Origin of the sequence: Nocardioides sp. Root240 (assembly GCF_001428825.1) — a bacterium.
Classification (GTDB): Bacteria; Actinomycetota; Actinomycetes; order Propionibacteriales; family Nocardioidaceae; genus Nocardioides.
On the sequence record NZ_LMIT01000002.1, the window covers coordinates 854,028 to 864,697 of the forward strand.

The 10,670-nt window shown below is 72.4% G+C and carries 11 protein-coding genes; 1 reads left to right on the plus strand and 10 read right to left on the minus strand.

Annotation, left to right across the window (positions count from 1 at the left end; translation table 11 throughout):
• Positions 1 to 18: 18 nt before the first annotated feature.
• The 9 genes from ald to ASE20_RS07195 form a co-directional block, all read right to left on the minus strand.
• A complete protein-coding gene (gene ald, locus ASE20_RS07160; protein ID WP_056893800.1) occupies positions 19 to 1,143 on the minus strand; it encodes an alanine dehydrogenase in 1,125 nt (374 codons plus the stop codon).
• A gap of 139 nt (positions 1,144 to 1,282) precedes the next feature.
• Entirely contained in the window at positions 1,283 to 1,771 is a 489-nt protein-coding gene (locus tag ASE20_RS07165) for an Lrp/AsnC family transcriptional regulator (RefSeq protein ID WP_082612207.1), read from the minus strand.
• 2 nt (positions 1,772 to 1,773) lie between these two features.
• Positions 1,774 to 2,370, minus strand: a complete 597-nt coding sequence (locus tag ASE20_RS07170) for an NUDIX domain-containing protein (RefSeq protein WP_225869189.1) — start codon at positions 2,368 to 2,370, stop codon at positions 1,774 to 1,776.
• A gap of 21 nt (positions 2,371 to 2,391) precedes the next feature.
• Positions 2,392 to 4,107: a CTP synthase gene (locus ASE20_RS07175; protein ID WP_056893802.1), complete on the minus strand. Its 1,716-nt coding sequence runs from the start codon at positions 4,105 to 4,107 to the stop codon at positions 2,392 to 2,394.
• A gap of 34 nt (positions 4,108 to 4,141) precedes the next feature.
• Positions 4,142 to 5,890, minus strand: a complete 1,749-nt coding sequence (gene recN, locus ASE20_RS07180) for a DNA repair protein RecN (protein ID WP_056893803.1) — start codon at positions 5,888 to 5,890, stop codon at positions 4,142 to 4,144.
• Complete coding sequence (locus tag ASE20_RS07185; RefSeq protein WP_225869190.1) at positions 5,887 to 6,870, minus strand: NAD kinase; 984 nt, start codon at positions 6,868 to 6,870, stop codon at positions 5,887 to 5,889. The genes recN and ASE20_RS07185 overlap by 4 nt, the downstream gene beginning before the upstream one ends.
• Complete coding sequence (locus tag ASE20_RS07190; protein ID WP_056893804.1) at positions 6,867 to 7,700, minus strand: TlyA family RNA methyltransferase; 834 nt, start codon at positions 7,698 to 7,700, stop codon at positions 6,867 to 6,869. The genes ASE20_RS07185 and ASE20_RS07190 overlap by 4 nt, the downstream gene beginning before the upstream one ends.
• A complete protein-coding gene (locus ASE20_RS24660; RefSeq protein ID WP_157538623.1) occupies positions 7,700 to 7,873 on the minus strand; it encodes a hypothetical protein in 174 nt (57 codons plus the stop codon). The genes ASE20_RS07190 and ASE20_RS24660 overlap by 1 nt, the downstream gene beginning before the upstream one ends.
• Positions 7,874 to 7,882: 9 nt before the next feature.
• Positions 7,883 to 8,905, minus strand: coding sequence for an HAD-IIA family hydrolase (locus tag ASE20_RS07195; protein ID WP_056893805.1), 1,023 nt, complete (start codon positions 8,903 to 8,905; stop codon positions 7,883 to 7,885).
• A 49-nt stretch (positions 8,906 to 8,954) separates the two neighbouring features.
• Here ASE20_RS07195 and ASE20_RS07200 point away from each other — a divergent pair, with 49 nt between their 5' ends.
• Entirely contained in the window at positions 8,955 to 10,106 is a 1,152-nt protein-coding gene (locus ASE20_RS07200) for a DUF1015 family protein (RefSeq protein ID WP_157538624.1), read from the plus strand.
• On the opposite strand, the gene ASE20_RS07205 is transcribed toward ASE20_RS07200, so the two are convergent.
• Positions 10,066 to 10,407, minus strand: a complete 342-nt coding sequence (locus ASE20_RS07205) for a single-stranded DNA-binding protein (protein WP_056893807.1) — start codon at positions 10,405 to 10,407, stop codon at positions 10,066 to 10,068. The two genes, ASE20_RS07200 and ASE20_RS07205, sit on opposite strands and share 41 nt — an antisense overlap.
• Between the last annotated feature and the right edge of the window lie 263 nt (positions 10,408 to 10,670).

A 10,670-nucleotide genomic window follows, 5' to 3' on the forward strand; every position in this document is an offset into this window, starting at 1 on the left:
GCGGCACGGGCGCACCGGTCAGGCCAGCGCCTCCGCGAGCGACACCGCCGTGATGCCGACGGCCTCGCCGACGGGCGCGTTGGTGAGCCGGCCGGCGTGGGTGTTGAGCCCCAGGGCGAGGCTGGCGTCAGCCCGGCAGGCCTCCTGCCAACCCTTGTCGGCAAGCGCCACCACGTACGGCAGCGTGGCGTTGGTCAGCGCATAGGTCGACGTGTTCGGCACCGCGCCCGGCATGTTGGCCACGCAGTAGAAGGTCGAGTTGTGCACCTGGTACGTCGGGTCGGCGTGCGTCGTCGGGCGGGTGTCCTCGAAGCAGCCACCCTGGTCGACCGCGATGTCGACGAGCACCGAGCCCGGCTTCATGCGGGACACCAGGTCGTTCGAGACGAGCTTGGGCGCCGCGGCACCGGGGATCAGCACCGCGCCGATCACCAGGTCGGCCTCCATGACCTGCTGCTCCAGGGTGAGCTTCGACGACGCGAGGCCGTGGACCCGGTTGTTGTAGCGCCAGAAGGACATCCGCAGCTTGTCGAGGTCGGTGTCGAGCAGCGTCACGTCGGCACCCATGCCGAGCGCGATGTTGGCGGCATTCTGGCCGGAGACCCCGGCCCCGATGATGACGACCTTGGCGTTGGCGACCCCACCGACGCCGCCCATCAGCACGCCGCGGCCGCCCTGGGCCTTCATCAGCGAGTGCGCGCCGACCTGCGGTGCGAGGCACCCGGCGACCTCGGACATCGGGTACAGCAGCGGCAGCGCGCCGGACGGCAGCTGCACGGTCTCGTAGGCGATACCGGTGACCTCGCGCGCGAGCAGCTCCTGGGTGAGCGGCTTGTCGGCGGCCAGGTGCAGGTAGGTGAAGAGGGTCTGGCCCTCGCGGATCCGGTGGTACTCCTCGGCGACCGGCTCCTTGACCTTGAGCACCAGGTCCACCCCACCGTCGGTGCCCCAGGCCTCCTCGGCGGTCGCGACGATCGTTGCACCGGCGGCGACGTAGTCGGCGTCGTCGATCGACGAGCCGAGGCCCGCGCCCGCCTGGACGACGACCTCGTGGCCGTGGGCGACCAGCTCGTGCACGCCGATGGGGGTGATCGCCACCCGGTACTCGTGGTTCTTGACTTCCTTCGGCACACCGACGCGCATGGGAGGACCCTCCTGGTCACCGGCATTCCGACGTGGATTCCCGGGTCAGGAGAAATAGTGAAGAACCGTCGAGCCCACCGCTAGAGGGCGCAGCGATTATTCGAAGGCGTCGCGCGATTCCGGATCGGATCGTCGGCGATCAGGCCTGTGGCGCAGGTCGCACCGAACGTGGTTCGGCCGCCGGACGGCCCCGTAGGTGCTCGAAGATCAGGCTCGTCTCGGTCATCGCGACGTCCTTGGTGCCGCTGAGGTGGTTGACCACGAAGCCGCGCAGCTCCTCCGAGCCCGCGGTCGCGACGTGCACCAGGAAGTCGTCGGCTCCGGCGAGGAAGTAGACGTTGAGCACCTCGGGGAGCTCGGCCATCATCTGCGCGAAGGCGCTCAGCTCCCCGCGCGCGTGCGGGCGGAGCCGGACCGAGATCATCGCCTGCAGCGGCCGCCCGATGGCCGCCTGGTCGACCTCGGCGTGGGCGCCGCGGATCACGCCGCGCTCGAACAGCGACCGGACCCGGCCGTGGCAGGTGGACGGCGCGATGCCGACCCGGGCGGCCAGCACGTTGTTGGCCAGCCGGGCGTCGTCCTGCAGCTCACGGACGATGGCGGCGTCGATCGCGTCCAGCTCGGACATGGTCAGCGGCCCTGTGTGCGCTCGCGCTCGCGGCGCACCTGCAGGGCCAGCACCACCTGGACCACCGGTCCGTCGGCCACGGCACCGCTCAGCACCGCGTCGACCAGCTCGTCGAAGGGCACCCAGAGCTGCTCGAGGTCCGCCTCCTCGTGCTCCAGCACGAAGTCGCCCCGGTCCGTCGGCGCGAGGCCCTCGGCGAGGTAGTAGTGGATCTTCTCCGCGGAGTACCCCGGCGAGCTGTACGTCGACAGCAGGTGCGTCCAGCGCTCGGCCCGGAAGGCCGCCTCCTCGCGCAGCTCGCGTCGCGCCACCTGCTCCGGGTCCTCGCCGGGGTGGTCGATCACGCCCGCCGGCAGCTCGAGCAGACGGGCCTGGGCGGCGTGGCGGTACTGCCGGATGCACAGCACCCGGTCCTGCTCGTCGATGGCGAGGACCACCGCAGCGCCGGGGTGCTCGACCACGAGGCGACGGAAGGCCTCCTCGTCGTGGTCGCCGGGGCGTCGTACCCGGTCGGAGCGCAGGGCCAGCACCCACGCGTCCCGGTGCAGGTCGGTGGACGCCTCCACCGGCCACGACTCCGGGACGTCCCGGACGCTCACCACGAGCCCACCACCAGGCCCTCAGTCCTCGTCGACGGGCTCGGGGTGCAGGCCGGACTCGTCGATCTCCAGACGGGTCTCGCGCTGCCGGGCGATCGCCGCGCCCACCAGGCCCGCGAAGAGCGGGTGCGGGCGGGTCGGCCGCGAGCGCAGCTCGGGGTGTGCCTGGGTGCCGATGTAGTAGGGGTGCACGTCGCGCGGCAGCTCCACGAACTCGACCAGGTCGAGGTCGGGGTTGATGCCGGAGAAGACCAGGCCGGCCTCCTCCAGCTGCGCACGGTAGGCGTTGTTGACCTCGTAGCGGTGGCGGTGCCGCTCCTCGATCGACTCGGCGCCGTAGACCTCCGCGGCGATCGAGCCCGGCGTGAGCGTGGCCGGGTACAGGCCCAGCCGCATCGTGCCGCCCAGGTCACCGGAGCCGTCGACGATGGACTTCTGCTCCTCCATCGTGGCGATGACCGGCTCCGGGGTGTCCGGGTCGAACTCGGTCGAACCGGCCTTGGTCAGGCCCAGCTCGGTGCGCGCGTACTCGATCACCATCGACTGCAGGCCCAGGCACAGGCCGAGCGTCGGGATGCCGTGGGCGCGGGCGTAGGTCAGCGCGCCGAGCTTGCCCTCGAGGCCGCGGATGCCGAAGCCGCCCGGCACGCAGATGGCGTCGACGTCGGACAGGTGGCGGGTCGCGCCGGCCGGGGTCTCGCACTCGTCGGAGGCGACCCAGCGCAGGTGCACCTTGGCCTCGTGGGCGAAGCCGCCGGCACGCAGCGCCTCGGTGACCGACAGGTAGGCATCGTGCAGGTCGATGTACTTGCCGACCAGCGCGATGGTGACGTCCTCCTTCGGGTGGTGCACCCGGCGGAGCAGGTCGTCCCAGACCGTCCAGTCGACGTCCCGGAAGGGCAGGTTCAGGCGTCGTACGACGTAGGCGTCGAGGCCCTGGCGGTGCAGCACCTTCGGGATGTCGTAGATCGACGGCGCATCGGGCGCGGTGACGACGGCGTCCTGGTCGACGTCGCACATCAGCGAGATCTTCTTCTTGATGCTCTCCGGCAGCTCGCGGTCCGCGCGGCAGACCACGGCGTCGGGCTGGATGCCGACCTGGCGCAGCGCGGCGACCGAGTGCTGGGTCGGCTTGGTCTTCAGCTCGCCCGACGGGCCGATGAACGGCACCAGCGAGACGTGCAGGAAGAAGCAGTTGTCGCGGCCGATGTCGTGACGCACCTGGCGCGCGGCCTCGAGGAAGGGCAGCGACTCGATGTCGCCCACCGTGCCGCCGATCTCGGTGATCACGATGTCGACCGCGTCGTCGCCGGTGCCGCGCCCCATGGCCAGGATGCGGTCCTTGATCTCGTTGGTGATGTGCGGGATCACCTGGACCGTGTCGCCGAGGTACTCCCCCTTGCGCTCCTTGGCGATCACCGAGGAGTAGACCTGACCGGTCGTGACGTTCGCGATCTGGTTGAGGTCGGTGTCGAGGAAGCGCTCGTAGTGGCCGATGTCGAGGTCGGTCTCGGCGCCGTCGTTGGTGACGAAGACCTCGCCGTGCTGGAACGGGTTCATCGTGCCGGGGTCCACGTTGAGGTACGGGTCGAGCTTCTGCATCGTGACCCGCAGGCCGCGCGAGCGGAGCAGGCGACCGAGGCTGGAGGCAGTCAGACCCTTGCCGAGGGAGGAGGCGACGCCTCCGGTCACGAAGAGGTGCTTTGCCTGTCGATTCGTGCCGCTACCGGAAGCCATGTTCACGGGATTCCATCCTACTACGAGTTGGTGCTCAAGCCGTACGTCGGCGCGCCAGGTCCAGCAGCTCCCGCGCGTGCGCGAGGGCCGTGTCCGACTCCGCCAGGCCCGCGAGCATGCGGGAGAGCTCGCGCTCGCGCCCCGCGTCGTCGAGGGTGACCAGGCCCGAGGTGGTGACGGTGCCGTCGCTGGACTTCTCCACCAGCACGTGCCGGTCCGCGAACGCGGCGACCTGTGGGAGGTGGGTCACGACCAGCACCTGGGCGTCGTCGGCCAGGGTGGCGAGGCGGCGGCCGATCTCGACGGCGGCAGCACCGCCGACGCCGGAGTCGACCTCGTCGAAGACGAAGGTGGGCACCGGGCTGGTGCCGGCGAGACAGACCTCGACGGCCAGCATCACCCGCGAGAGCTCACCGCCCGACGCGCCCTTGTGCAGCGGCCGGGGCTCCGAGCCGGAGTTCGCCGCGAGGAGGAACTCCACGTCGTCGAGACCGCTGCGCCCGAACCGGACCCAGCGCTCCCCCACGCGCAGCACGTCCGCCGGGGGGTGCCCGGGATCCGCGGGCGGGTCGACCTCGCGCGGCGAGACCCGGATCGTCACCCGGGCGTGCGGCATCGCGAGCAGGGTGAGCTCGTCGCTCACCGCGCCGGACAGCTTCTCGGCGGCGGCCACCCGCGCCTGGCTCAGCGCCACGCCCGCCTCGGCGAGCTGCTCGCGGAGCCGGGTCGCCCACGCAGCGAGCTCCTGGATCCGCTCGTCGGTCGAGTCCAGGTCGAGCAGTCGGGTGGACGCGGTCTCGGCCCAGGCCAGCACCTCGTCGACGGTCTCGCCGTACTTGCGGGTCAGCGCGGTCAGCGCCGCCCGCCGCTCCGAGACGGCCGCCAGACGACTCGGGTCGGTGTCGACGCCCGAGGCGTACGACGCGACGTCCGCGGCCACGTCGGAGAGCAGGTAGCTCACCTCCGCCACCCGGTCGGCCAACGCCGCGGCCTGAGGGTCGTGGTCGCGCACACCCTCGAGCAAGCCGCGCGCGGCCGCGACCGCACCCAGCGCGTCGGGCGAGCCGTGCTCGCTGGAGAGCGCCTCCCGCGCCTGCTCGGCGGCACCGCGCAGGGTGTCGGCGTGGCCCAGCCGCGCCTCCTCGGATGCGAGCTCGGCATCCTCGCCGGGCTGCGGCGCGACGGCCGCCACCTCGTCGACGCCGTAGCGCAGCACGTCCGCCTCGCGCGCCCGCTCGCGCGCGGTCGCGGTCACCTCGGCCAGCTCCTGCTCGGTCGAGACGAGCTGGTCGTGGAGCGCGGCGTAGGAGGCGTGCAGGTCCTCGAGCGCCCCGAACCGGTCCAGCGCGTGCCGCTGGGTCTGGGGCTTGAGCAGCCGGTGCTGGTCGGACTGGCCGTGGACCGCCACCAGCGGCTCGGCGATCTCGGCCAGGGTCGCGACCGGGACGGAGGCGCCGCCGGCGAACGCCCGCGAGCGCCCCTCGGCGCTCACGTTGCGCGCCAGCACGATCCCGTCGTCCTCGACCTCGCCGCCGGCCTCCTCGACCGCCGCTGCGAGACCCGGGACGGCTGTCGCGGCGATCAGGCCCTCGACGCGGGCCTGCTTGGCCCCGGCCCGGACCGCGCCGCTGTCGGCGCGCCCACCCAGCAGCAGGCCGAGCGCGGTCACCACCATCGTCTTGCCGGCACCGGTCTCACCGGTGATCACGGTCAGTCCCGGCCCCAGCTCGAGCACGGACGCGTCGATCACGCCCAGCGAGCTGATCCGCAGCTCCTCGATCACTCGCGTTCTCCTGTCGCGGGGGAACCGCCCTGTCGCAGCTGGCGGCGCAGCTCCGCCGCGCCCCGCCACCCCTCGACGGACAGTCCGAACTTGGCGACCAGCCGGTCGGTGAACGGTGCCTCGTGGAGCCGGACCAGACGCACCGGCCGCACCCCGCGGCTGACCTCGATCCGCGCGCCGGGCGGCAGGTCGACACTGCGCCGACCGTCGCACCACAGGACGCCGGAGCTCTCGTTGCCGTCCAGCACCTCGATGGCGATCGTGGACGACGGCGCCACCACCATGGGACGCGCGAACAGCGCGTGCGCGCTCAGCGGCACGATGCACAGCGCCTCGACCTGCGGCCACACGACCGGGCCGCCGGCGCTGAAGTTGTAGGCCGTCGAGCCGGTCGGCGTCGCGCACACCACGCCGTCGCAGCCCCAGCGCGACAACGGCCGGTCGTCGATCTCGATGACGACCTCGAGCATCCGCTCCCGTGCCGCCTTCTCCACGCTCGCCTCGTTGACGGCGAACGTCGAGTAGACCAGCTCGCCCTCGACGAACGCGCGCACGTCGAGCGTGAGCCGGTCCTCGGTCGTGTACCGCTGGTGCACGATCGCGTCGATGGTCGCCGCGACGTCCTCGTGCTCGGCCTCCGCCAGGAAGCCGACGTGCCCCAGGTTGACGCCGAGCACCGGCGTCAGCCGGGTGTGGGTCACCTCCGCTGCCCGCAGGATGCTGCCGTCGCCGCCGATCACCACCGTCAGCTCGCAGCCCCGGCTCGCATCGGTCTCGGAGTCGGTCAGCTCGACCTCGGGGAAGTAGCCCGCCGGGTCCAGCTCGAGCTCGTCGGCCTCGGAGCGGAGCAGGCGCACAACGATGCCGTGGCCGGAGAGTTCCTTGACGAACGCGCGCGCGACGTCGCGAGCCTCGGCCCGCCGCGTGTGGGCGAGCACGAGGACGCGCCGGATGCCGTCCAGGGTCGCGGGGTTGGTCACGGCCCCACCCTCTCATCCGGGTCCGACGTACCGCGCCGCACGATCGCCGCGACGGACTCGTCGTCCACAGCCTGCGGCCCGTGGCGCAGCCACAGGAAGAACTCCACGTTGCCCGACGGCCCCGGGAGCGGGCTCACCGTGACCGCCTGCGCACCCCAGCCGCGCTCGCCGGCCGCGCGGGCCACCCCGAGCACGGTCTCGACCCACAGCTCGGGGTCGCGGACCACGCCGCCCTTGCCGAGCCGGTCCTTGCCGACCTCGAACTGCGGCTTGACCATCAGCGCGAGGTCGCCGTCCGGCCGGGTCACCCCGAGCAGGGCGTCCAGCACGAGGGTCAGCGAGATGAACGACAGGTCGCCCACCACCAGATCGACCGGTCCCCCGATCGCCTCCGCCTCCAGGGTCCGTACGTTCGTCCGGTCGTGCACGTGCACCCGCTCGTGCTGCTGCAGCGACCAGTGCAGCTGGCCGTAGCCCACGTCCACCGCGACCACCTCGGCCGCGCCCGCCCGCAGCAGGACGTCCGTGAACCCGCCGGTCGACGCTCCTGCGTCCAGGCAACGGCGCCCTTCCACGGACAGCCCCTGCGCACCGAACACCGCCAGCGCACCCGCCAGCTTGTGCGCGCCGCGCGAGACGTAGTCCGGGCCGTTCTCGCCCTCCAGCACCACGATCGCGACGTCCGTGGTCACGCCCGTCGCCGGCTTGGACGCGAGCGCGCCGGACACCTTGACCCGGCCGTCGGCGATCAGCTGGGCCGCCCGCTCACGGGACGGCGCCAGTCCGCGCCGCACCAGCTCGGCGTCGAGCCGCAGCCTGCGCGGCGGCACTAGGCCGGCGTGGGTGGGTTGTCGAGCGTGTGCCGGAGGCCGGCGTGCGCCTCCTCGAAGACGGCGGCATGCTCCTCGAGGGGCCGGGCATCCAGGCCCGCGACGAGGTCGAGCACGCGGTCGACGGCTTCGATGCCGGTCGGCACAGGGGCCGGAACGGGTACCTCGGTCATGCCGCGAGGCTACCGCGCCGAAGCGCCGGGAGTCGGGAGCGTGGCCGCGGTGACGTCGACCACCGTTCCGGTCGCGTCCAGGTGCTCCCAGGCCGCCGCGGCCGCGACCCGCCACCCGTCGTCGGAAGATCCGTCCCCACTCGCCCGATCGACCCTCAGCGCACCGCGCTCCACGCGCGCCCGCCAGCCGCCGAGCTGCCACTCCCCGCCGTCACGGACCGGCTCCGCGTGCGCGCCCACCAACCCGCCCAGGTCGCCGGCGAGGTACGACGGCCGCAGCTCCGGGCGCGCCGCCACCAGCTCGGGCAGCCCGGTCACCCCGGTGAGGACCAGCAGCGAGTCCACGCCGGCGTTCCGCGCGCCCTCGATGTCGGTGTCGAGCCGGTCCCCGACCATCAGCGGGCGTGAGCCGCCCACCCGTCGTACGGTCTCGTCGAGCAGGGGGCGCTCCGGCTTGCCGGCCACCACCGGCCTCACGCCGGTGAACCGCTCCAGCATGTCCACCATCACGCCGTGCCCCGGCGCCACCCCGAATGCCGTCGGGATGGTCCGGTCCGTGTTCGACGCGATCCACGGCAGGCCCGCGCGCACCCGCACCGCCACCCGCATCACGTCCTTCCACGGCACCTCCGGCCCGTAGCCGGTCACCACGCCCACGGCGTCGTCCTCGGCTCCCACCGCGACCAGTCCTGCCTCGGCCAGTGCCGCCTCGAGCCCGGCAGCACCCAGGCACACCAACCGGGCCCCCGGCCCCCACCGCTCGGCAGCCAACCGAGCCGCCGCCTGCGCGCTGGTCACGACGTCCTCGACCCGCGCCTCGACCCCGAGCTCGGTCAGGTGCGCCGCCACCGCCTCCGGAGGACGCGAGGCGTTGTTGGTGATGAACGCGACCCGCATCCCCGCCGCTCGCGCGTTCGCGATGTTCCGCGCCGCGCCCGGCACGGCGTCCGCGCCGATGTAGACCACACCATCAAGATCCAGCATCGCCAGGTCGTAGGCGTCGGTCAGCGGCACGAGCGAGGTCAGCAACACAGGTACACCTTGCCAGCCACCTCCTCGCCTCGATCCGTAGGATTCCCGAGTGGACGCAGCAGCACTGGTGACTCCCCCGTACGTCGCGGGACCACTGCGCCTCGTCCCCTTCCGAGGACTCATGCTCAGCCCCGGCCGGGTCGGCAACCCGACCACAGGCCGCGCCTTCGCCCGTCCGTACAAGGACGTCTCCGCCCGGCTCCTGCGCTGGCAGGCCCGCGGCTACGTCCGGCAGGACGCCGCGCCCGCGCTCTACCTCCACGAGTACACCTCGGCCGGGATGACGGTCCGCGGCCTGGTCGGCGCCCTGGACGTCTCCCGGCGCGCCACCCGCCCGGCCGACCGTGCCGTCCTCCCGCACGAGGGCATCCACCCGGCCCAGGCCGACGACCTGGCCGACCGGATGGCAGAGATGGAGCTCAACCCGGCCCCCATCCTGCTGGTCCACCGCGGCACCGACCGTCTGCGCACCGTCCTCGCCGAGGTCGCCCGCAGCTCCCCGCAGCACGCCTTCACCGACCGCAGCGAGCAGCAGCACCGGATCTGGGCCATCCGCGACGACGAGACCCTGGCCGCCATCGCCGCCGAGCTCGCCGACAGCCGCGCCCTGATCGCCGACGGCCACCACCGCTACGCCGCGTACCTCCGTCTCCAGCGCCGCCTGGCCACCGACACCCCGGGACCCGCCACGACCGATTTCGGCCTCGCCATGCTGGTCGACCAGGACACCACGCCGCTCTTCCTCGGGCCGATCCACCGCACTCTCGCCGGCACCTCGCTCGACGACCTGCGCGACGCCGTGCAGAGCGTGGGACTCGGCTACCAGGACCACACCCAGGCCGAGGCTGTCGCTGCCCTGTCAGCCACGAGGCTGGCGGCCACGGACGGCAAGCAATGGGCCGTCGTCAGTCTCAATCCCAGCCTGCGCGAGGCCGCCGTCGAGACGCTCCACCGGCGCATCGTTCCCGCGCTCCCTCACGGGCCCAGCTCGATCGCCTACCACCACAGCGTGGACGACGCCCTCGGAAGTGCCCGCACCGACGCGATCTCCGTCCTGATGCCCGCCCCCTCCGTGGACCTGGTGCTCGAGATCGCCGAGGCCGACCGGCTGCTGCCCGAGAAGGCCACCTCCTTCCAGCCCAAGCCCAGTCTCGGCGTCCTCATCCGCTCCCTGCGCGACGAGTCACCCGACACCCACTGACCTCGACCTCGACGCGCGACATCGTCCGCTCGCCTGCACGGAAGAACCGCCGACGCAGCGCGCCCTCGATCTCGACCTCGTCGCCGTCGTGCCAGCCAGCCATCGTCCGTCGCGGACGCGAGGCCCACGCTGCCAGGTCCACCACGTCGACCGAGGGCGTCCGCCGCCCCGACGGCAGGGTCTTCACCTCGTCGCGGGCCACCACGATCCGGCACACGCACAGCTCATCACCACTGGGCAGGGTTCGCACCTCCGGCTCACCGCTCAGCCGGCCGGCCAGGTGCACCACATTCCGTTCCATCCGATTCCTCCTCCAAGATTGGTGGAACCAGCCTGCGCCCGGGGTCCGACAAGCTCGGTTGGGTGCAGGCCCAACTGTGGAGAACCGCGCCGAGGACGATGCCTGTGGACACCCGGCGGCCAGAAAAACAACGCGACAGAGCGAAAACGCCCCAAAAACACCAAAGGGCCAGCATTTCTGCTGGCCCTTTGGCGAATGTATGTCCGGCGGCGTCCTACTCTCCCACATCCTCTCGGTTGCAGTACCATCGGCGCTGGCAGGCT